The sequence below is a fragment of the Mesorhizobium sp. AR10 genome (assembly GCF_024746795.1).
Taxonomy (GTDB): Bacteria; Pseudomonadota; Alphaproteobacteria; order Rhizobiales; family Rhizobiaceae; genus Mesorhizobium.
Genome location: NZ_CP080524.1, coordinates 5,174,527 through 5,193,387, shown reverse-complemented (window position 1 = coordinate 5,193,387; position 18,861 = coordinate 5,174,527). Strand labels below are relative to the sequence as shown.

Here is an 18,861-nt window from a genome sequence, read left to right as displayed (position 1 = left end):
CCCATGAACCAGCACGCCAAGCTCCGCATCGGCCATTCGGCCTGTCCGCATGATTGCCCGTCGACCTGCGCACTCGAGGTCGAACTGCTCGACAGCAAGCGCATCGGCCGCGTTCATGGCGCCAAGGCCAACAGCTACACGTCAGGCGTCATCTGCGCCAAGGTCGCCCGCTATGCCGACCGCGTCCATCACCCCGACCGGTTGCTGAAGCCGCTGATCCGTGCCGGCGCCAAGGGCGAGGGCGCCTGGAAGGAAGCGAGTTGGGAGGCGGCGCTCGACCTCGTCGCCGAGAAGTTCATCGCGGCCGAAGAGAAGCACGGCTCCGAGACGGTGTGGCCCTATTACTATGCCGGCACGATGGGGCTGGTACAGCGCGACGGCATCCAGCGACTGCGGCATGCAAAAAAGTACTCCGGCTTCTTCGGCTCGATCTGCACCAATCTGGCCTGGACCGGCTGGATGATGGGTGCAGGGGCCTTGCGCGGTCCCGACCCGCGCGAGATGGCCAAATCCGACTGCGTGGTGATCTGGGGCACCAATGCCGTGGTCACCCAGGTCAATGTCATGACCCACGCCATCAAGGCGCGCAAGGAACGCGGCGCGAAGATCGTTGTCATCGATGTCTACGAGAATGCGACGATGAAGCAGGCCGATCTCGGCCTGGTGCTGAAGCCCGGCACCGATGGCGCGCTGGCTTGCGCGGTCATGCATGTCTTGTTTCGCGACGGCATGGCCGACCGCGCCTATCTCGAAAAGTTCACCGACGACCCGAAAGGGCTGGAAGCGCATCTCAGGACAAAAACGCCGGAGTGGGCCGCTGACATCACCGGGCTTTCGGTCGCCGAGATCGTGGCCTTCGCCCGCCTCGTCGGCACGACCAGGAAAACCTATTTCCGTCTCGGCTACGGCTTCTCGCGCCAGCGCAACGGCTCGGTCAACATGCATGCGGCGGCGTCCATCGCCGCAGTCACCGGCTGCTGGCAGTATGAGGGCGGCGGCGCCTTCCATTCCAATTCCGGCATCTTCAAGCTCAACCAGGATGTGCTTGAATGGGCTGACATGCGCGATCCCAACGTCCGCCATCTCGACCATTCGCGCATCGGCCCGGTGCTGACCGGCGCGGAAGATGCGCTCTATGGCGGGCCGCCGGTGACGGCACTGCTGATCCAGAACACCAATCCGGTCAATGTCGCGCCCGAGCAGCGGCTGGTGAAGCAAGGCTTCCTGCGCGACGATCTTTTCACCTGCGTGCACGAACAGTTCATGACCGATACGGCCAAGCTGGCCGATGTCGTGCTGCCGGCGACGATGTTTCTGGAGCATGACGACGTTTACAAGGGCGGCGGCAACCAGCACATCACGCTCGGCCCCAAGCTGATCGACCCGCCGGAAGGACCGCGCACCAACCATTTCGTCATCGAGGAGCTCGGCAAAAGGCTTGGCGTTGCCGACCGGCCGGGCTTCGGCCTGACCGAGCAGCAGCATATCGACATCATCCTCGGCAAGCGCGGGCTGGGCAGCTTCGCCAGCCTCGAGGAGCAAAAATGGGTCGACCTGCAGCCGGACTTTGAGGCTGCGCATTTCATCGACGGCTTCGGCCATGCCGACAAGAAGTTCCATTTCCGCGCCGACTGGACCGGGCAGGCGGCACCCAATCGGCCGCCGAAAAGCATGGGCCTGTTCGGGCCGGTGGCCAGCCTGCCGGAATTCCCTGATCACGTCGACCTGATCGAGGTGGCGGACGCAGCACACCCGTTCCGCCTGACGACCTCGCCGGCGCGCAATTTCCTCAACTCGACCTTTTCCGAAACACCGGTCTCGAAAGCCAAGGAGGGTCGGCCGGAACTGCTTTTGCATCCCGACGATGCGGCGGCACTCGGGCTGGCTGATGGCGGCCGCGTCGAGGTCGGCAACACGCGCGGCGAAGTGGTGCTGCACGCAAAATTCTTCAACGGCATCAAGCGCGGCGTCGTGATCGCCGAAGGTATCTGGCCCAACAGCGCCCATGAGCGCGGCGAGGGCATCAACGTGCTGACCGGTTCCGATGCCCCGGCGCCCTATGGCGGTGCGGCACTCCACGACAACAAGGTCTGGCTGCGCGCGCTTTGAGGGGTTCGCCAGCCTTGCCCCAGCCGCTCCTCAGGATCGCCATATCAGGCGCGCTCGGCCGCATGGGCCGGCAGATGGCGGAAGCCGTCGAGGCCGACACGCGGCTGGCGCTCGCCGCTCGCTTCCATAGGCCCGGCGCCAGCGGCGCGGGGCTGGTCAGCCGCGAAGAGGCGCTCGTATCGGCCGATGTGGTCATCGACTTCACCACGCCCGCTGCCTCGGCGGCACTGGCCGAGTTGTGCGCCGCCCGTGGCGGGCCGGCGCTTGTCATCGGCTCGACCGGCTTCGACGCCACCGAGCTTGCCGCCATCACTGCCGCGTCGAAAAAGATCGCCGTCGTGCGCTCCGGCAATTTCTCGCTCGGGCTCAACATGTTGCTGAGGCTGGTCGAACAAGCGGCGCGGGCGCTCGATCCCGACTGGGATGTCGAAATCTCGGAGGCCCACCACCGCCACAAACTCGATGCGCCTTCCGGCACGGCGCTGATGCTGGGCGAGGCCACCGCCAAGGGGCGCGGTGGCGAGTTGGACGCCATCGCCAGGCGGTCTCGCGACGGCATCACCGGCCCGCGCGCGCAAGGCGAGATCGGTTTTGCGGTGATGCGCGGCGGCGGCATCGTCGGCGAGCACAGCGTCAGCTTCCTGGCCGAGGGCGAGATCGTCACCCTGTCGCATTCGGCCAGCGACCGCGTCATGTTCGCTCACGGCGCCATCGCCGCCGCGCTTTGGCTGGCAGGACGCCCACCCGGCGCTTACGGCATGCGCGACGTGCTGGGGTTTGGTGGAGATTGATCAGCTTTCGAGAGCTGTCAGCTGTCGTTCGGCTTCGATCTGGGCGAGATGCAAAAGCGTGTCGATGTCTTGCATGGCGTGGATCTGACCTGCGTCCGACACAGTTTTTCGCAGTCTCCTCAGTCCGGCAATAGTGACCTTCAAAGTGTCTTCGAGATTTCTGATCCCAGACAAAGCCGCCCTCCCCAAACCGTTGAGGAGAACAACCCAAGCGAACAATCGTTCCAACCAAAAGTTGCGACCCGAGGCGGTTCGAATGGATCAAAATCAACCACTCCACAGACGCTGTTCTGGCCCCGGAAGTCGAGGCACATATCAATCCGTCCGCCACTTCCTGGGTCCGTGGATAAAAGCGCGTCGATCACCCCATCGTTTTGCCAAGTGGCGTCGATGTTGTCGCCGAGATAGCAACCCGGTGCATGGCGGATGCGGAGCTGAGGGAATAGCGCCGGAGGAGATAGAGGAAGAGGTCGGCGACCTCGAAGAATGTATCGCCCGGCACGATTGCTGAAGAAGACCTCTGACGGGGCGTCCAGGCTCGCGCAGGAACAATAACCGGCGATGTCCGTTCAGAAATGCGGATATAGTAAATTGGGAAGCTGCCATGGCCAGGAAACTGTCGGATGTTCGTGACGCATTGAATAGCGACATGGAGACTGATCAGCAGGCTCGGAAGCTGGCCAGGGTCGCTGCGGCCCACGTCGCTCCCAAGGCGATGGAGATGGAAAAGAAGCTCGAGGACGCCTTCCGGCGAATACCGCAAGCAGATCGGTTGCGTGGTGAGAGCAAGGCCGCCCGGAAGTCCGCACGCGATCTCCTGGACGCGGTCGAGCAGGAATTCACCAATGGCAAGAAGCAGTAGTCACCTGGAAATAGCAGCGCCTATCATGCTGCGTCACGACCCATCAAGTCACTGCCTGGGAATTCTTCGGACGCGCGACGCGCTTTGTGACGTGGTCGAGTGACGGCGGTATCTCAATACCTGATCACGGCAGGCTGACCTCTGAAGCGTCGGAGTTGACGATTGGATCCGGCGCCGAAAGCTGAAACCCCTTGGGTGCCATGAAGAGCAGCGCGATGGCCACGGCTATCGAGACGATGACGGTGGCGGTGCCGATTGACTCTCTCATGATTTGCACTCGCTTGCTGGGATAGGAACGTGTTGGAACAACGCGCACAAGAGCCGCCTGTTCCACCAGGGTTGATGGCTGGAGCGCGTGGCACCGACGTGCCGCCATTTTTCAACCGCCGAAATGATCCCGCCCCTGTCGTGGAACCGATAAACCGCTTGTGAGTTATCGCGGCGGGTTAACGGGGGAGAAAAGCATGAAGAGTGTCAAGAGCCTTCTCGCCGAGCTTTCGGCAGCCTTGTTGTGGCGACGGGCACATGGCACCGGCATTGCGGGTCAACCATCGACCTCCTGCACCGCCGGTCAAGATAAGGCAGCTGGCCGCGCATCGACCCAAGGCGCCAAGTCGCGACGCGAGCAATATGTAAAGGAGCGCTGCGATGGTTGATGTTCCGCTTTCGACGCCGTTGCGAATCCAGTCGGTAAACACGATTCGCGAGGTGACGACGCTGCAAGGCGCCTGCGAAACGCTTATCGATTGGCCTTACGTCCGCCGTGGCCGCTTTTACCAAGCGGCCAGAGGACGGGTCGAAGCGGCTCTGGAAGGCAAAGCCACAGCTGCGGAGGCGCAGGAAGCCTTCGCTGCGCTGTGCGCCCACGCAGGCATCCTTGTGCCAAGGTCATGATGGATCATGGTGCGAAGATAAAAATTTCAACAAATTTAGCACCCGCTAAGGAAGAGCCGATTCATCGATCATGGTTCGGTAAGTGTGCCGGTCACCTTCCATGCACTCCATTTGAGCCAGCATGCTAGCATCCGACGCCGCTCCTCCCGACAATCATGATCTTGCGTTTCTTGCCGGTGGTGGCGAACTCGGCTGTCTTGTAGCCGGGTTCGATTGGGCATCCACATCGCTCGGACCGATCGCAACCTGGCCGCAAAGCTTGAAGACGTCGATTTCGCTGATCCTGCGGTCGCAGGTGCCCATCGTCACGCTATGGGGTGCCGATGGCGTCATGATCTACAACGACGCCTATGCCGTCTTTGCCGGTGGACGCCATCCGCAGTTGCTTGGCTCGAAGGTGAGGGAAGGTTGGCCGGAGGTGGCCGACTTCAACGACCATGTCATGAAGGTTTGCCTCGCTGGCGGCACGCTTGCCTACCGCGACCAGCTGACGCTGAACCGCTCGGGAACGCCGGAACAGGTCTGGATGGACCTCGACTACTCTCCGGTCCTCGACGAACGCGGAAAACCCGCCGGCGTCATCGCCATCGTGGTCGAGACAACGGCAAAGGTGGCCGCCGAGCGCTGGCAGAAGAGCGAACGCGACCGCCAGCGCCAGATGTTCGAGCAGGCGCCGGGCTTCATGGCGATGATGTCGGGACCAGCCCACATCTTCGAACTCACCAACGCTGCTTACAGGCAACTTGTCGGCCACCGCGATGTGATCGGCAAGCCGGTGCGCGAGGCCTTGCCAGACATTGCCGGCCAGGGCTTCTACGAACTCCTTGATCAGGTCTTCAACAGTGGCGAAGCCTTTGTCGGCTATGCCTTGAAAGCCGAATTGCAGCGCTCCCCGGATGAACCCAGGGAAGATCGCTTCATCGACCTCGTCTACCAGCCAGTGCGCAGCCCAACAGGGGACACCATCGGTATCTTCGTCCAGGGCGTCGACGTCACCGATCGTCTGATCGCCGAGCAGGCGCTGCGCCAGAGCGAAGCGCAGTTCCGTACCTTCGCCGAGGCGATGCCGAACCATGTTTGGACAGCGTCGCCCGATGGAATGCTCGATTGGTTCAACCCGCGTGTCTACGATTATTCCGGCGCCGCGCCAGGCGAGCTCGACGGGCAGGGGTGGGCGCGGCTGGTGCACCCCGATGACATTGCCAATGCCGCCCGAAAGTGGAGCGATGCCCTGTCGACCGGCGTCTTCTACGAGACGGAATTCCGGCTGCGGAGGCTGGATGGTGCCTATCGCTGGTACATCGCCCGCGCGGTTCCGATCCGCGACGCCAACGGCACGATCCTGCAGTGGATCGGCACCAACACCGATATCGACGACCAGAAGCAGGCGGCGCAGGCCCTCCGCGAAAGCGAGCGGCGATTGCAGCTGTCGCAGAATGCGGCCGGCATCGCGGCGCTCGAGCTCGATATTGAAACCGGCAATGTGTACGGCTCCGAAGGTTTTTGGGACCTATGGGGCCTCAGCCCGCGCGACAGCGTCCACATCAGCGTGCTGGAAAGCATCGTCGTCCCCGAGGACAAGGACATCCGCTCCAACGAGGACACTCGCAAGCAAGGCTCGGCGGTACCGAACGTCGAATACCGGATACGCCGAGTCGACACCGGAGAGCTGCGCTGGCTTTCCCGTCATATAGACTTCGTGCGCGACGAAACCGGCAAGCCGGTCAAGATGTTCGGCGTCATGCAGGACATTACCGATCGCCGGCAGGCGCAGGCGCGGCAGGAACTCCTGACCCACGAACTTGAACACCGGATCAAGAACATTCTCGCCATGGTGGCTGCGATAGCGTCGCAGACCTTGCGCAACACCGACATCCAAACGGCAAGTGCCGCTTTCAACGAACGGCTGCGGGCATTGGCCAACGCGCATGACATCCTGAACAAGACCCGCTGGACCAGCGCCTCGATTCGCGAGGTGATCGACAACACCATGACCGCATTCCCGATCGAGCAGATATCGATTTCCGGTCCGGCCATGCCGATCAATCCAAAGATGGCGCTAACTCTGGCTCTTGCCGTCAACGAGCTGGGTACAAATGCGCTGAAATACGGTGCGCTCTCGACACCCGAGGGCAAGGTGACCGTCGAATGGGCGCTGCAGCCGGTTGTCGCGGGCGAAAGACAGTTGGTCTGGCGTTGGCGTGAGACAGGCGGGCCGACCGTCACGCCACCGACCCGCAAGGGTTTCGGACGCTTCCTGATCGAGCGTGTGTTTGGCACCGACTTCGGAGGGTCGGTGCGGCTGGACTACCATCCGGACGGCGTCGAATGTGTGCTGACCGCTCCACAACCGCAGTTGCCAACGTCGCAGTGCTGACTAGATAATGACCGTGTCCAGGACCCAGACTCGCGCAACTGTGTTGGTCGTCGAAGACGAGGCCTTCCTTTTGTACGCCATCGCCGACGACCTGCGTGAGGCAGGCTTCACCGTCTTTGAAGCCAGCAATGCCGACCAGGCCATCCATCTGCTTGAGACCCAGCCGGACATCTCGCTCCTGTTTACCGACATTGACATGCCTGGCTCGATGGACGGCCTGAAGCTCTCTGCCGCCGTTCGGGACCGCTGGCCACCAGTCAAGATCATCGTCACATCGGGCAAGCAGCAGCCTGTGCGCGACGCGCTCCCTGAAGGCGGCATTTTCCTGCCGAAGCCTTATGCGCCGGAAAAGGTCGCAACCACCATTCGCCAACTGCTGTCCTAGGTCGACCGGAACCGTCCTCTGCGCCGCAGGCACAATAGACGTCTCACGCGTCGAAAAAGTGAATGATCCGCCCTTGGTCAAATAAATCGAACCGAACGGTTCGTTTCTGTTGACAGACCGTGCAGGATGGGGTGAACGCCGGTTCGGGAACAGCAGGGATGCCGAGACAGGTGCATTCCAATAACTGACTGATATCACAAGAAAAATTCCTACCGCCCGCGCCTTATGTCGGATTTCAAGTCCCGGATTCACGGTGCTGGTGGAACATCTTCGTGATTGGAAACCGCAGAACTGCCAACCCATTTCGGGGTGGTCCGAGCGACGCGAATTCCTCCCAAGGCACGCCACTTGACGGACAGAACAAGGAACTACTGGAGTACTTACAATGACCAAGATCGCTCTTACCGCCGCCGCCATCCTCGTCGCCACGGGCACCGCTTTTGCCGGCAGCGACAACTATGGCTCAGCAAACACCAACCAGCCGACCGCGACTGTCGACAGCTCGTTCACCGCTTCGATCAAGAAGTCGAACGAGACCGTCCAGAAGCCCGTCACGCAGGGCAGCGACCGGAACCTGTTCGGCAACCGCTAATCGCGTTCCCCGAACCCGTCCCGTCACGCAAATTCCAAATCAGGAGTAGTTAAAATGACCAAGATCGCACTCACAGCCGCCGCTGTCCTCATCGCCACCGGCACCGCTTTTGCCCACGGCAGCGACCACTATGGCGACAACGATGCCAACCAGCCGGTTGTCAGCCAGTCGTCTTCCGGCATCGACACCTCGCACACCGGCTCGATCCTGAAGTCTGAAAAGGCACAGGGTGACGCCAATGCCAAGGTGCCGGCTCAGTCTGGCCAGGGCATCTGGGGCCGCTAAGCGCGGACCACCCAACCCCTCGAAACATCAATCCTTGAAATCAGGAGTATTTGACATGACCAAGATCGCTCTTACCGCCGCCGCTATCCTCGTCGCCACGGGCACCGCATTTGCCGGCAGCGACCACTATGGCTCAAAAAACGCCAACCAGCCGGTTGCCAACGTCGACAACTCGTACACCGCTTCGATCAAGAAGTCGGACGCGCCTGTCCAGAAGCCGGTTACCCAGGGCAGCGACCGCGACCTGTTCGGCAACCGCTGAACGATCAGGTTCATCAAGACCTCAAAGCGGCGGGCTTGTCCCGCCGCTTTGCTTTTGTGGGGTCGGCTATTTTGTCGAGCTTGGCTTATGGCCAAAGGCTGAATCAACTGCCTATCACGAAGCGGTGAGCCCTGTAACGAGGTGCCGAGTGGAGGCGAAAGGGGAGACAAGGGCCGATGGCCGGTAATCGAGCCTGATCACCCCACAACTCGAAACCAGGAGTATTTGACATGAAAAAGATCGCTCTTACCGCTGCCGCCATCCTCGTCGCCACGGGTACCGCTTTTGCCGCTGGCAGCGACCACTATGGCAACAACAATGCCAACCAGCCGAGTGCCGCGGTCGACACCACCATGACGGCTTCGACCAAGACGTCGGACGCGTCCGTCCAGAAGCCGCTGATCCAGGGCGCCGACCGCAACCTGTTCGGCAATCACTGATTGTTTTCGTTTCCGAAAGACCTCAAGGCGGCGGGCTTGTCCCGCCGCTCTTTTTTTGTCCAGCCGAAAGCGATCCCCGCAACTTGAATCATTTCAGCAGGGTTCCGCCCTAGACATGGTCTTTCGCGCAGACCAGTGATCGCGACCTAGCCCAGATCCTTCGGCCTGAGGCAATGCGTCAGCCGAGCCCTGCCGAAGCCAAGGTTTGCCCATTCGCCATCGACAACAAAGCGGGCAAGGGCGCCAGTCGGGAATTTTTCTCCAAGCCTTTTCAGCGCTTTCGTATCCGATCCGTCGCCGGCAAGCCGGGGCGCGAACGCTTCCAGTCCGGGATTGTGGCCGAGCACGAGCAAGGTGTCGGCCGATGCGCCTGCATGCTGCACCTGGCCGAGAATATCGGCCGCACTGGCTTGGTAGAGTGCCTCGGCAAACTCCGTCGGCACGCTCGCCGGCCATTGCGCCGCCACCAGCCGCCATGTGTCGCGGGTGCGCAGCGCCGGCGACACCAGCGCCAGATCGGGCAGCCAGCCGCGCCGGGCCAGTTCGCGTCCGATCAAAGGCGCTGCCTTCAACCCGCGCCCCGAAAGCGGCCGGTCGAAATCGCCGAGATCGGGATCGTCCCAGCTCGACTTGGCGTGACGCAGCAGCAGCAACTGTTTCATCGTTTTCAGCAGCCCTTCAAAACAGCGCCGAGACATCGCGTGCGCCATGTACGACGCGGACGATCTCGACGCGCTGCTCGGCCAGGCGATAGAGCACGAGATAATTGCCGATCGTCAACGCCCGCACTTCGGCGCCGATGTCTGGTCTTCGCGGGCCGGATTCGGGGAAGGTCGCCAGTTGCAGGATGCGCTCGGCAATCGCGTCCAGAAAGCGGTCCGCGGCAGGCGGACTGTCCCCGGCAATACCAAACCAGATGTCGATCAGATCGTTTTCGGCCGCTGGGCTGCGGACGATGCGGATGTCAGCCATTTCGCTGTTTTTTGGCGACGTCGCTGAACCGGCTGCGGGCTTTCTGCTTGATGTCCTCGATGTCGAAAGGCGCAAACGGACCGCTCTCCAGACCTTCCGTCCACGCTTTCCGCAGTCGCTCGGCTTCGGCCTCGCGCAAGGGCTGGCGCAGCCGCCATTCGCGCAAGGCTTCGCGGATCACTTCGCTTGCCGACCCGTATTGCCCGCTGGCCACGGCGCCCTTGACCATGCCCAGAAGTTCCGGGGAAAGCGCCACGCTGACTTTTTCGACCGTCGCCATCAACTTGTCTCCTTGCCGACATGGTAGCAATATTTGCTACCATGTTCAAGAAGGCGACCAGGCTTTCACGGCGTGATGCGCGCCAGATGTTCGAAGTCGGTCTCTTCGCGCAGCGGGTCGGGCGCCATGACCACCGAGGTGCCGTTGTCGGCATCGTCGGCGAAGTGGGCAAGCACGGTGCGCCCGCCTTCCATGCGCGCCTTGCCTTCGGCAACCAGCCCCAGCGCCAGCGGATAGAGCCGGTGCTCGGCCTTCAGCACCCGCGCGGCCAGCGTATCCTCATTGTCGCCGACCATCACCGGCACCGCCGCCTGGGCGATGATCGGGCCGTCATCCATGTCCAGCGTGACGAAATGCACCGTGCAGCCATGGATGCGGATGCCCGCACGCAAGGCGCGGGCATGGGTGTCGAGGCCCTTGAAGGCCGGTAAGAGGGCAGGGTGGATGTTGACCATCCGGCCCAGCCATTTCTCGACGAAGCGGGCGCCGAGGATGCGCATGTAGCCGGCCAGCGCCACAATCTCGGCGCCGAACGAAACCAGGGCCGCATCGATCGCCCCGTCATGGGCTTCCTTGCTGGCATAGTCGGAGCGCTGGATGACCTTGGTGGCGATGCCGCGCGCCGCCGCGATGCCGAGGCCGGCGGCGTTGGCCCGGTCGGAAATGACGCCGACGATCTCCGAGGGATAGGCCGGGTCACCGGCGGCGGCGATCAGCGCCGTCATGTTGGAGCCGCGTCCCGAGATCAGCACCACGGTGCGTTTCTTGTTCATAGGCCGATCGAGCCCCGATAGATGACGCCGGCGTCGCGGCGCGGCACGATGCGGCCGATCGGCGTCACCGTCTCGCCGGCCTCCTGCAGCACGGCCGCGACCTGCGCCGCCTGGCCGGAGGTGACGACGAGGATCATTCCGACGCCGCAGTTGAAGGTGCGCATCATCTCTTCTGGCGCCACGCCGCCGGTTTTCGCCAGCCAGGAAAAGACAGGTGGCACATCGATGGCGTTGAGGTCGAGCTCGGCGGAAAAATCCTTGGGCAGCACGCGCGGAATGTTTTCGGGAAAGCCGCCGCCGGTAATGTGAGCCAGCGCCTTGATGCCGTGCGTGTTGCGGATCGCCTTCAGGATCGACTTGACATAGATGCGCGTCGGCTCGAGCAGCGCCTCGGCCAATGTCGCCTCGTCGTTGAAAGGCGCCGGATCGCTCCAGGCGAGGCCGCTGACGGCGACGACGCGGCGGACCAGCGAAAAGCCGTTCGAATGCAGGCCTGAGGAGGCGAGGCCAAGCAGCACGTCGCCCTCGACGATGTCGTCGGTTGGTAACAGCTGGCCGCGTTCGGCCGCGCCGACGGCAAAGCCGGCAAGGTCGTAGTCGTTGCCGTGATACATGCCGGGCATTTCCGCCGTTTCGCCGCCGATCAGCGCGCAGCCGGCCTGCCGGCAGCCTTCGGCTATGCCGCCGACGATCGAAGCCCCCTGGTCGGGGTCGAGCTTGCCGGTGGCGAAATAATCGAGGAAGAACAGCGGCTCGGCACCTTGCACGACGATGTCGTTGACGCACATGGCGACCAGGTCGATGCCGATCGTGTCGTGCTTGCCGGCATCGATGGCGATCTTCAGCTTGGTGCCGACGCCGTCATTGGCGGCGACCAGCACCGGGTCGGTGAAGCCGGCGGCCTTGAGGTCGAACAGGCCGCCAAAACCGCCGATCTCGCCATCGGCGCCCGGCCGGCGCGTCGCGCGCACCAGCGGCTTGATCTTCTCGACCATGAGATTACCGGCATCGATGTCGACGCCCGCTTCGGCATAAGTGAGCCCATTCTTGCGCTTGCTCATGTCTGGCGCTTTGCTCATCTGTTGCGCTTGCCTGTCGCTGTTTTCACTCGCTTGCGGGCTCTTCGCATGAACGGCCGCGCCTCGCAAGGATGACGGCCGAGTGGCGGGCTTTTGCCCCCGATAAAAGCGTGGACAGCCGGCCTTTCGCCGTTGGTCCTTGTACGCACCCCCAGTCTCCATCATGTATCGACAAAACAAAAGCGACAGGACACACGTTTGACCATCCCCAACATGATCACGATCATGCGTTTCGTGCTGATGCCGGCCGTGGTGCTGGCGATGCTGCAGGCGCGCTGGGACTGGGCTTTTGCCGGCTTCCTCGTTGCCGGCATTTCCGATGGCGTCGACGGCTTCATTGCCCGCCATTTCAACCAGCATTCTCAGCTCGGCGCCTATCTCGATCCGATGGCCGACAAATTGCTGCTGGTCTCGGTGTTCGTGGTCATGGGCTTTATCGGGCAATTGCCGCTGTGGCTGGTCGTCACCATGGTGTCGCGCGATGCGTTGATCGTCTGCGCCGTCGTTTTGTCCACTGTTATGGCCCATCCGGTCGAGATGAAGCCGCTGTTCGTGTCGAAGGCCAACACCGCCATCCAGATCGTGCTGGCGGCGGTGGTGCTGGGCGAACTCGCCTTTGCCATTCACCTCGATCCGCTGCGGCCGGCGCTCATATTGCTGTCCGGGGTCTTGACCGTGGCTTCGGCCGCAGCCTATCTCGTGGCTTGGCTGAGGCATATGAGCGGCTATGGCGAAGGCTCCACTCCGGGCACCTGACGATGAAGCGGCAGCGGCAGCTGAGGCCGCCGCGTCCGGCGTGTTTCGCCGCCAGATCCGCTTCTGGCTGATCACCACCGTCCTGCTGGCGCTATTCCTCTATGTCTTCTCCAGCATCCTGTTGCCTTTCGTCGCCGGCATGGTGCTGGCCTATTTCCTCGATCCGGTCGCCGACCGGCTGGAGCGGCTCGGCCTGTCGCGGCTGATGGCAACGGTGGTCATCTTGATTGCCTTCATCGTCGTCCTGGTGCTGGCCTTCGTCATCCTCATTCCGGTGCTGGCCACGCAGATGGCCGATTTCGCCGGCAAGCTGCCGGAATATCTGACCCGGCTGCAGAGCCTGATCACCAGCTACGATCCGAAATGGCTGGAACAGAAATTCGGCGTCGACGCCAATGGCCTGCGCGACGGGCTGAACTCGCTGCTGACCTCCGGCTTCGGCCTGTTGACCACGGTGTTCACCTCGATCTGGAGCTCCGGTGTGGCACTTGTGTCGGTGGTCAGCCTGTTCGTGGTCACGCCGGTCGTCGCTTTCTACATGCTGCTCGACTGGGACCGCATGGTGGCGATCGTCGATAGCTGGGTGCCGCGCGACTATGTCCATACCGTCAGGGGCATCGCCAAGGACATCAACACGGCAACCGCCGGCTTCGTGCGCGGCCAGGGCACGCTCTGCCTGGTGCTGGGCGCCATGTATGCCACCGGCCTGACGCTGACCGGCTTGAATTTCGCGATCCTCATCGGCCTCTTCGCCGGGCTGATCTCGTTCATCCCCTATGTCGGTTCGCTGACCGGGCTGGTGCTGGCCGTCGGCGTCGCCTTCGTCCAGTTCTGGCCCGACTGGACCATGGTGGCGGCGGTGGCCGGCGTGTTCTTCGTCGGCCAGTTCATCGAGGGCAACATTTTGCAGCCCAGGCTGGTGGGAAAGAGCGTCGGCCTGCATCCGGTGTGGCTGATGTTTGCGCTGTTTGCCTTCGGCGTGCTGTTCGGCTTCGTCGGCCTGTTGATCGCAGTGCCGGCCTCGGCCGCGGTTGCCGTGCTGGTGCGCTTTGCCATCGCGCGCTATCTCGAATCGCCACTCTACAAGGGCCACTCCGAGGAGCCGGTTCCGCCGCTGCCGGCGCGCCGCCGCCGGGGGCCGCAGGCCTGAGTCTGATGGCAGACCAGCCCGATCCGCCACGTCAGCTGCCGCTCGATCTCGGCCACGGCACCGGCTATTCGCGCGACGATCTCGTCGTCTCCGGCACCAATGCCCAAGCGGTGGCGCTGGTCGACCGCTGGCCGGACTGGCCCTCGCCGGTGGTCGTGCTGGCCGGCCCGGCCGGCTCGGGCAAAACCCATCTCGCCTCGATCTGGCGCACCCGCGCCGATGCCGTGAGGGTCGACGCCAGGCGCATCGGCGATTGCATGGCAAATCTCGGTGCACACCCGGCCCTGATCGACGATGTCGATGCCGCCCCGGTCGACGAAGCGGGATTGTTCCACCTGATCAATGCGGTGCTCGGGGCTGGCTCGACATTGCTGTTGACGGCGCGGCGCTTTCCCGCCGCCTGGGGCGTCGGCCTGCCCGACCTGGCGTCGCGGCTGAAGGCGGCGGCGACGGTCGAGATCCACGAGCCCGACGACCTGCTGCTGGCCGGCGTCATCACCAAACTGTTCGCCGACCGTCAGGTCGAGGTCGAGCCGCATGTCGTGCAGTATCTGGTGCGCCGCATCGAGCGCTCGCTGGCGACCGCCATGCGGGTTGTCGAACGGCTCGACCGCACCGCGCTGGAACGCAAGACGCCGATCACAAGGGCGCTCGCCGCCGAGACCGTCAGCGCCATGGACGAGGGGCAGGGCGAATTCGAGATTTAGGCGGTCTTGCCTTGAGAGTCTTGGTTGTAATGGACCATTGAATGGTCTATTTATTGCCTAAATGTGGACCATGCTCTGGTCCATTTGAGGAGCGACCAATGCAGGTATCCGTCACCGATGCCAAAGGCCAACTGACCGAACTGGTGCGTCGTGCCGAGGCCGGCGACGAAGTGATCCTGACCCGCCACGGCCATGCCGCCGTGCGGCTGGTTCCGGTCAAGGCGATGCCGGACAGAAAAGGCCGCCGTGCGCTGCTGGAGGCGGCGCGGGCAGCGGGTGCTGCCAAGGCGAAGGCTGGACCATCCGCAGCGCGCAGCCAGGATTTCCTCTATGGCGACGATGGTTTGCCCGGATGATCGCGGTCGATACCTCAGCGCTGATAGCGATCATACTTGACGAACCCCAGGCCGGCGCTTGCATCGCCGCGCTCGAAACCGAGAACGACCTCCTGATTTCCTCCGGCACCGTCGCCGAGGCGCTGATCGTTGCGGCGCGGCGCGAGATTGCCGCCGAGCTGTCGAGCCTGATCGACGGGCTCGGTTTCGAGGTGGTGGCTGTGACGCCGGCCTCGGCCCGGCGCATTGCCGAGGCGTATGCGCAATGGGGCAAGGGCATCCACCCGGCCGCGCTCAATTTCGGCGACTGTTTTGCCTATGAGGTGGCGAAGGCACATGCCTGCCGCCTGCTCTATGTCGGCGACGATTTTTCGAAGACCGACATAGAAAGCGTGCTGTGACAAGAGGAAAGATCCGTCCGCTGGCGGAGCTGCTTGTCGTACCGCAAATGCCAAATACAGAGGCAATGCGGATGCTACACTGTCCCATTTTGGGAAAGATCTTCTGGCATCTGTCTTGCAACACCAGTTCTGCCGGCTAACCCCGGTCCTGATTGCGTTCCAAATCAGGTTGTAGGCTCGTCGGGAGTGAGGCGGTTGGGGTTCTCGCCCGGCGAGCTTGCCTTTCAGAAGTGGCGCCCAGCGCGAAAACCTCCACAACGATGGGTTTGACCTGAGCGGCTCTCATTGCCCGCTGCCGGCAAGATCGGTGGAAGGGAAAATGAGAGGATGGTCGGAGTGGAGAGATTCGAACTCCCGACCCTCTGGTCCCAAACCAGATGCGCTACCAGGCTGCGCTACACTCCGAGGCCTTGCGGCGTATAAGGTTCCGGGCGCAGCCGCGCAACCCCTAAACGACGAAACCGCAACAAACGGCTGGATGTTGCAAAAGGCGACACGCAAAGACAGCCAAAACCGTGGTTGATCATCTCGCAAACTGGGCAGAGCCTATCCCGATCCCATCGGGACGGGGCTCTATCCCGTCGCGCGCCATCGCCGTGACCGGACAAACGCCTTGAGCGTGTCGGAATCCATGGCGTGGCCGAAGGCATAGCCTTGCAGCATGTCGCAGCCAAGCGTCTGCAGGATGCGGACATGCTCCATGGTTTCGACGCCTTCCGCGATGACCTCGATGCCCAGCGACCTGCCGATCTCGATGATCGATGCGACAAGCTGCCTTTGCTGCTCGGACGCGACAATCGGACTGATCAGCTGGCGGTCGATCTTCAGGCGCCGCGGCCGCAGCTTGAGCAGGCTGACGATGGAGGCGTAGCCGGTGCCGAAATCGTCGATCTCGATGTCGATGCCGAGCTGCTTGATCTGCTCGATGTTCCAGCTCACCAGATCGTCGTTGTCGTCGAGGAAGATCGACTCGACGAGTTCGAAGGAGACCGTTCCTGCCTTGATGTCCAGCTCGCACAGGCCCTTGATCAGCTCCTCGTCATGAAGCCGTCGCGCCGACACATTGACTGACACGCGGGGGATTTTGAGGCCTTCGGCCGACCACTCGTCGAAGCAGGTCAGCGCCTGCTCGAGGACTGTCCTGTCGATCGTCGAAACGACGTTCAGCTCTTCCGCGATGCTCAGGAAGTGTTCCGGAGGAAGAATTCCCCGCGTCGGGTGCTTCCACCGCGCCAGCGCCTCGACGCCCGCAATATCGAGCGTCCTTGCGTCGAACTGCAGCTGGTAATGGGCGACGAATTCCTGGCGCTCGAGGCCGCCCAGGATTTCGTCGGCGACCCGTTTTGTGCTGACGATCTTCTTTTGCAGGTCAGCGGAGAAGAATTCATAGCGGTTGCGGCCATTGCTCTTGGCCCGGTACAGCGCGATGTCGGCATTGACCAGTATGTCCTTGCCGACGAGCTCGCGTCCGTTGTCGGTGGCAATGCCGACGCTGACGCCGAAGCGGCACTGCTGACCCTTATAGTAAACCGGCAAGCGCATTTCGGCGATGATCCGCTCGGCAAGCTGGGCGAGGTTCTGGTCGTCGCAATTCCGACTGACCACCACGAACTCGTCGCCACCGATGCGGGCGACAAAATCTTGCTCGCGGACGTTGGACTTCAGCACCGTCGCGGCATGAACCAGCATCGCGTCGCCCGCGGCGTGGCCGAGCGTGTCGTTGATCTGCTTGAAGCGGTCGAGGTCGATGTGCAGAAGCGCGATTTGGTCGCCGCTTGGTTCGCGGCCGAACCCTTCCAGTATCTCGTCCAGGAAGCGCCGGTTCGGCAGGCCAGTCAGCGAATCGTGCATCGCATTGTGCTCGATGCGCGACTTGGCGAGTTCGAGCTCCGAATTCCGCGATTCCGAAAGCTGCCGTGCCCGCTCCAGATCCTTGTTGAGAAGCACGTCGGCGGTCACGTCCCACTCCGCGCCGATCAACTTTGGTGTGTCGTTGCCGTCCTGGTAGTAGCTCGCCCGGGCGCGCAGGTAGCGGATCTCGCCGTCCGGACGAACGATGCGATACTCCGACGAGTAAGGTCCCTTGGTGGCGGCCGCGGCGTCAAAATCCTGCAATGCCCGGGGCAGATCGAGCGGATGGATGACTCCGGCCCAGTCCTCATAGCCGCGCGGCTTGCCGTCTAGTTCCTTGCCATAGATCTCGTTGACCCGGTCGTCCCACACCAGCGAGCCGCTGGCGAGGTCGTGCTCCCAGACTCCGATCGCCGACGCTTCGAGCGCCATTTCCAGGCGTCGCGACAGGCGACGCAGCTCGGAATAGTTGCGCTGCCGCTCCCCCACCAGGCGGCTGGCCACCAGGATCGGCACCACCATTGCCAGGGCCGCGGCTGCCATGATTGCCCGCAACAGCCAGGGGTCGCCATACACCGCCGCCCAGCCACCCTTTGGAACGGCGGCGATCTGCCATGAACCGGACGGCAACAGGACGTCCGCCGTCACCGGATTGTCCCGCGCCACGTCGTCGCTGCCGAAGAAGCGGGCTCCAGCGACGCCTTTCGCGTCCTTGCCGGTGATCGCGATGTCGAGGCCGAGATCCGGGTCGAGCAGGCCGCTGGCCTTGTAGAGACGGTTGACATCGATGACCGCCGAGACGATGCCCCAGAAGCGGTCGGTGTTGGCGGCACCTTTGACGAAGACCGGAAAGCGGCCGACGAAGCCCTGGCCGCCCTGTCTGAGATCGACTGGTCCCGCAAGGACCGGCTTGCCTTGATCGCGCGCCCTCAGCGCCGCTTCCCGCTGCCACGCGTCCTTGCGGTAGTCGAGGCCTATGGCCCTTTCGTTGCCGGCCATGGGATACATCAGCGATATGACGAGGTCCGGCGCGCCGGCAATGTTGCGCAACAGCGAATCCTTGCTGACCACGTTCGCTGCCAGTGACGAAAAACGCTGCTGACCCATATAGGGCTCGGTCATGATCGTGGCGACCAGCCCCCTGACGAGATACAGGCTGCCGTTGATATTGCCCTCCAGCTTGGCCCGTACGAGATTGACCCTGTCGCGCACATCGGCGCGCGCGGCCTGCTGGGAGACAAGTTGGTTTTGGTGGTCGACAAAGACCGCGCAGATCGCGATGACGACAACAGCAATCGCGGCCGGAATATTGGCCGGCGAAAGCACGGCCTGCCGGATGCGGCCGTAGCTGATGTCGAAAACTGCCAAGAGCGCGTTGACCTGTTTTGCCTCCATGCCCGAACCGGGGCCGCAGTTACGTTAGCCTGAACTACTTAACTTTGACTTGCAATCGCGCCAGGGGATTTTCGCGATCTGTCGCGCAGACATCCAATTGTCGATGTTTTGCATGTGCCGGCAGGAGTTTTGCCCAGATCACCGGTGCGTTGACTTCAAGGATCG

General features: G+C 62.8%; 24 protein-coding genes and 1 tRNA gene. 16 read left to right on the top strand and 9 right to left on the bottom strand.

Features of this window, described 5'->3' with window-relative positions; translation table 11 throughout:
- Positions 1-3: 3 nt before the first annotated feature.
- Both LHFGNBLO_RS28930 and dapB read left to right on the top strand, forming a co-directional pair.
- Positions 4-2,109: a molybdopterin-dependent oxidoreductase gene (locus LHFGNBLO_RS28930; RefSeq protein ID WP_258602683.1), complete on the top strand. Its 2,106-nt coding sequence runs from the start codon at positions 4-6 to the stop codon at positions 2,107-2,109.
- 14 nt (positions 2,110-2,123) lie between these two features.
- Positions 2,124-2,900, top strand: a complete 777-nt coding sequence (gene dapB, locus LHFGNBLO_RS28925) for a 4-hydroxy-tetrahydrodipicolinate reductase (protein WP_258602682.1) — start codon at positions 2,124-2,126, stop codon at positions 2,898-2,900.
- Here dapB and LHFGNBLO_RS28920 read toward each other — a convergent pair whose 3' ends face one another.
- Positions 2,901-3,074: a hypothetical protein gene (locus tag LHFGNBLO_RS28920; RefSeq protein ID WP_258602681.1), complete on the bottom strand. Its 174-nt coding sequence runs from the start codon at positions 3,072-3,074 to the stop codon at positions 2,901-2,903.
- A 430-nt stretch (positions 3,075-3,504) separates the two neighbouring features.
- Between LHFGNBLO_RS28920 and LHFGNBLO_RS28915 the strand changes: the two genes are divergently transcribed.
- Complete coding sequence (locus LHFGNBLO_RS28915; protein ID WP_258602680.1) at positions 3,505-3,762, top strand: hypothetical protein; 258 nt, start codon at positions 3,505-3,507, stop codon at positions 3,760-3,762.
- A 124-nt stretch (positions 3,763-3,886) separates the two neighbouring features.
- Here LHFGNBLO_RS28915 and LHFGNBLO_RS28910 read toward each other — a convergent pair whose 3' ends face one another.
- Positions 3,887-4,030 (bottom strand): hypothetical protein, encoded by a 144-nt coding sequence (locus LHFGNBLO_RS28910; RefSeq protein ID WP_258602679.1) that lies wholly within the window; start codon positions 4,028-4,030, stop codon positions 3,887-3,889.
- A 196-nt stretch (positions 4,031-4,226) separates the two neighbouring features.
- On the opposite strand from LHFGNBLO_RS28910, the gene LHFGNBLO_RS28905 reads away from it, so the two are divergent.
- The 8 genes from LHFGNBLO_RS28905 (at position 4,227) to LHFGNBLO_RS28870 (ending at position 8,997) form a co-directional block, all read left to right on the top strand.
- Positions 4,227-4,418 (top strand): hypothetical protein, encoded by a 192-nt coding sequence (locus LHFGNBLO_RS28905; RefSeq protein WP_258602678.1) that lies wholly within the window; start codon positions 4,227-4,229, stop codon positions 4,416-4,418.
- Complete coding sequence (locus tag LHFGNBLO_RS28900) at positions 4,411-4,656, top strand: DUF982 domain-containing protein (protein ID WP_258602677.1); 246 nt, start codon at positions 4,411-4,413, stop codon at positions 4,654-4,656. The genes LHFGNBLO_RS28905 and LHFGNBLO_RS28900 overlap by 8 nt, the downstream gene beginning before the upstream one ends.
- Positions 4,657-4,777: 121 nt before the next feature.
- Positions 4,778-7,033, top strand: coding sequence for a PAS domain S-box protein (locus LHFGNBLO_RS28895; RefSeq protein WP_258602676.1), 2,256 nt, complete (start codon positions 4,778-4,780; stop codon positions 7,031-7,033).
- 7 nt (positions 7,034-7,040) lie between these two features.
- Entirely contained in the window at positions 7,041-7,418 is a 378-nt protein-coding gene (locus LHFGNBLO_RS28890; RefSeq protein ID WP_258602675.1) for a response regulator, read from the top strand.
- Positions 7,419-7,803: 385 nt separating this feature from the next.
- A complete protein-coding gene (locus tag LHFGNBLO_RS28885; RefSeq protein WP_258602674.1) occupies positions 7,804-8,010 on the top strand; it encodes a DUF680 domain-containing protein in 207 nt (68 codons plus the stop codon).
- A 54-nt stretch (positions 8,011-8,064) separates the two neighbouring features.
- Positions 8,065-8,295, top strand: a complete 231-nt coding sequence (locus LHFGNBLO_RS28880) for a DUF680 domain-containing protein (RefSeq protein WP_258602673.1) — start codon at positions 8,065-8,067, stop codon at positions 8,293-8,295.
- 55 nt (positions 8,296-8,350) lie between these two features.
- Positions 8,351-8,557, top strand: a complete 207-nt coding sequence (locus LHFGNBLO_RS28875) for a DUF680 domain-containing protein (protein ID WP_258602672.1) — start codon at positions 8,351-8,353, stop codon at positions 8,555-8,557.
- Positions 8,558-8,787: 230 nt separating this feature from the next.
- The gene (locus LHFGNBLO_RS28870; RefSeq protein WP_258602671.1) at positions 8,788-8,997 is read left to right on the top strand and encodes a DUF680 domain-containing protein; all 210 of its coding nucleotides are present in this window, start codon (positions 8,788-8,790) and stop codon (positions 8,995-8,997) included.
- A 146-nt stretch (positions 8,998-9,143) separates the two neighbouring features.
- Here the strand turns inward: LHFGNBLO_RS28870 and LHFGNBLO_RS28865 are convergent, their stop codons facing one another.
- From LHFGNBLO_RS28865 to purM, 5 genes are all read right to left on the bottom strand, one after another.
- Complete coding sequence (locus LHFGNBLO_RS28865; RefSeq protein ID WP_258602670.1) at positions 9,144-9,659, bottom strand: SixA phosphatase family protein; 516 nt, start codon at positions 9,657-9,659, stop codon at positions 9,144-9,146.
- A 16-nt stretch (positions 9,660-9,675) separates the two neighbouring features.
- Positions 9,676-9,969, bottom strand: coding sequence for a type II toxin-antitoxin system RelE/ParE family toxin (locus LHFGNBLO_RS28860; RefSeq protein ID WP_258602669.1), 294 nt, complete (start codon positions 9,967-9,969; stop codon positions 9,676-9,678).
- Positions 9,962-10,249: a type II toxin-antitoxin system ParD family antitoxin gene (locus LHFGNBLO_RS28855; protein WP_258602668.1), complete on the bottom strand. Its 288-nt coding sequence runs from the start codon at positions 10,247-10,249 to the stop codon at positions 9,962-9,964. The genes LHFGNBLO_RS28860 and LHFGNBLO_RS28855 overlap by 8 nt, the downstream gene beginning before the upstream one ends.
- A gap of 65 nt (positions 10,250-10,314) precedes the next feature.
- Complete coding sequence (purN, locus tag LHFGNBLO_RS28850) at positions 10,315-11,022, bottom strand: phosphoribosylglycinamide formyltransferase (protein WP_258602667.1); 708 nt, start codon at positions 11,020-11,022, stop codon at positions 10,315-10,317.
- A complete protein-coding gene (purM, locus tag LHFGNBLO_RS28845) occupies positions 11,019-12,101 on the bottom strand; it encodes a phosphoribosylformylglycinamidine cyclo-ligase (protein ID WP_258602666.1) in 1,083 nt (360 codons plus the stop codon). Before purM ends, purN begins: the two co-directional genes overlap by 4 nt.
- A gap of 198 nt (positions 12,102-12,299) precedes the next feature.
- Here purM and LHFGNBLO_RS28840 point away from each other — a divergent pair, with 198 nt between their 5' ends.
- The 5 genes from LHFGNBLO_RS28840 to LHFGNBLO_RS28820 all read left to right on the top strand — a co-directional run bounded on the left by LHFGNBLO_RS28840 (position 12,300) and on the right by LHFGNBLO_RS28820 (position 15,450).
- On the top strand, positions 12,300-12,857 hold the full coding sequence (locus LHFGNBLO_RS28840; protein WP_258602665.1) for a CDP-alcohol phosphatidyltransferase family protein: 558 nt from the start codon (positions 12,300-12,302) through the stop codon (positions 12,855-12,857).
- The gene (locus tag LHFGNBLO_RS28835) at positions 12,829-14,007 is read left to right on the top strand and encodes an AI-2E family transporter (protein ID WP_258602664.1); all 1,179 of its coding nucleotides are present in this window, start codon (positions 12,829-12,831) and stop codon (positions 14,005-14,007) included. The genes LHFGNBLO_RS28840 and LHFGNBLO_RS28835 overlap by 29 nt, the downstream gene beginning before the upstream one ends.
- 5 nt (positions 14,008-14,012) lie before the next feature.
- Positions 14,013-14,714: a DnaA regulatory inactivator HdaA gene (gene hdaA, locus LHFGNBLO_RS28830; protein ID WP_258602663.1), complete on the top strand. Its 702-nt coding sequence runs from the start codon at positions 14,013-14,015 to the stop codon at positions 14,712-14,714.
- Positions 14,715-14,812: 98 nt separating this feature from the next.
- Entirely contained in the window at positions 14,813-15,070 is a 258-nt protein-coding gene (locus tag LHFGNBLO_RS28825; RefSeq protein WP_258602662.1) for a type II toxin-antitoxin system Phd/YefM family antitoxin, read from the top strand.
- Positions 15,067-15,450, top strand: a complete 384-nt coding sequence (locus LHFGNBLO_RS28820; protein WP_258602661.1) for a type II toxin-antitoxin system VapC family toxin — start codon at positions 15,067-15,069, stop codon at positions 15,448-15,450. The genes LHFGNBLO_RS28825 and LHFGNBLO_RS28820 overlap by 4 nt, the downstream gene beginning before the upstream one ends.
- Positions 15,451-15,778: 328 nt before the next feature.
- Here LHFGNBLO_RS28820 and LHFGNBLO_RS28815 read toward each other — a convergent pair.
- Together LHFGNBLO_RS28815 and LHFGNBLO_RS28810 are read right to left on the bottom strand one after the other, a co-directional pair.
- Positions 15,779-15,855: transfer RNA gene (locus LHFGNBLO_RS28815), tRNA-Pro, on the bottom strand.
- Between the two features lie 168 nt (positions 15,856-16,023).
- Positions 16,024-18,696, bottom strand: coding sequence for an EAL domain-containing protein (locus LHFGNBLO_RS28810; RefSeq protein ID WP_258602660.1), 2,673 nt, complete (start codon positions 18,694-18,696; stop codon positions 16,024-16,026).
- Between the last annotated feature and the right edge of the window lie 165 nt (positions 18,697-18,861).

Bases quoted from the DNA above. Each gene is read 5' to 3' on its own strand.
- LHFGNBLO_RS28930 (WP_258602683.1), top strand. From the start codon at position 4: ATGAACCAGCACGCCAAGCTCCGCATCGGCCATTCGGCCTGTCCGCAT.
- LHFGNBLO_RS28915 (WP_258602680.1), top strand. From the start codon at position 3,505: ATGGCCAGGAAACTGTCGGATGTTCGTGACGCATTGAATAGCGACATG.
- LHFGNBLO_RS28910 (WP_258602679.1), bottom strand. From the start codon at position 4,030: ATGAGAGAGTCAATCGGCACCGCCACCGTCATCGTCTCGATAGCCGTG.
- LHFGNBLO_RS28905 (WP_258602678.1), top strand. From the start codon at position 4,227: ATGAAGAGTGTCAAGAGCCTTCTCGCCGAGCTTTCGGCAGCCTTGTTG.
- LHFGNBLO_RS28900 (WP_258602677.1), top strand. From the start codon at position 4,411: ATGGTTGATGTTCCGCTTTCGACGCCGTTGCGAATCCAGTCGGTAAAC.
- LHFGNBLO_RS28895 (WP_258602676.1), top strand. From the start codon at position 4,778: ATGCTAGCATCCGACGCCGCTCCTCCCGACAATCATGATCTTGCGTTT.
- LHFGNBLO_RS28890 (WP_258602675.1), top strand. From the start codon at position 7,041: ATGACCGTGTCCAGGACCCAGACTCGCGCAACTGTGTTGGTCGTCGAA.
- LHFGNBLO_RS28885 (WP_258602674.1), top strand. From the start codon at position 7,804: ATGACCAAGATCGCTCTTACCGCCGCCGCCATCCTCGTCGCCACGGGC.
- LHFGNBLO_RS28880 (WP_258602673.1), top strand. From the start codon at position 8,065: ATGACCAAGATCGCACTCACAGCCGCCGCTGTCCTCATCGCCACCGGC.
- LHFGNBLO_RS28875 (WP_258602672.1), top strand. From the start codon at position 8,351: ATGACCAAGATCGCTCTTACCGCCGCCGCTATCCTCGTCGCCACGGGC.
- LHFGNBLO_RS28870 (WP_258602671.1), top strand. From the start codon at position 8,788: ATGAAAAAGATCGCTCTTACCGCTGCCGCCATCCTCGTCGCCACGGGT.
- LHFGNBLO_RS28865 (WP_258602670.1), bottom strand. From the start codon at position 9,659: ATGAAACAGTTGCTGCTGCTGCGTCACGCCAAGTCGAGCTGGGACGAT.
- LHFGNBLO_RS28860 (WP_258602669.1), bottom strand. From the start codon at position 9,969: ATGGCTGACATCCGCATCGTCCGCAGCCCAGCGGCCGAAAACGATCTG.
- LHFGNBLO_RS28855 (WP_258602668.1), bottom strand. From the start codon at position 10,249: ATGGCGACGGTCGAAAAAGTCAGCGTGGCGCTTTCCCCGGAACTTCTG.
- purN (WP_258602667.1), bottom strand. From the start codon at position 11,022: ATGAACAAGAAACGCACCGTGGTGCTGATCTCGGGACGCGGCTCCAAC.
- purM (WP_258602666.1), bottom strand. From the start codon at position 12,101: ATGAGCAAAGCGCCAGACATGAGCAAGCGCAAGAATGGGCTCACTTAT.
- LHFGNBLO_RS28835 (WP_258602664.1), top strand. From the start codon at position 12,829: ATGGCGAAGGCTCCACTCCGGGCACCTGACGATGAAGCGGCAGCGGCA.
- hdaA (WP_258602663.1), top strand. From the start codon at position 14,013: ATGGCAGACCAGCCCGATCCGCCACGTCAGCTGCCGCTCGATCTCGGC.
- LHFGNBLO_RS28825 (WP_258602662.1), top strand. From the start codon at position 14,813: ATGCAGGTATCCGTCACCGATGCCAAAGGCCAACTGACCGAACTGGTG.
- LHFGNBLO_RS28820 (WP_258602661.1), top strand. From the start codon at position 15,067: ATGATCGCGGTCGATACCTCAGCGCTGATAGCGATCATACTTGACGAA.
- LHFGNBLO_RS28810 (WP_258602660.1), bottom strand. From the start codon at position 18,696: ATGGAGGCAAAACAGGTCAACGCGCTCTTGGCAGTTTTCGACATCAGC.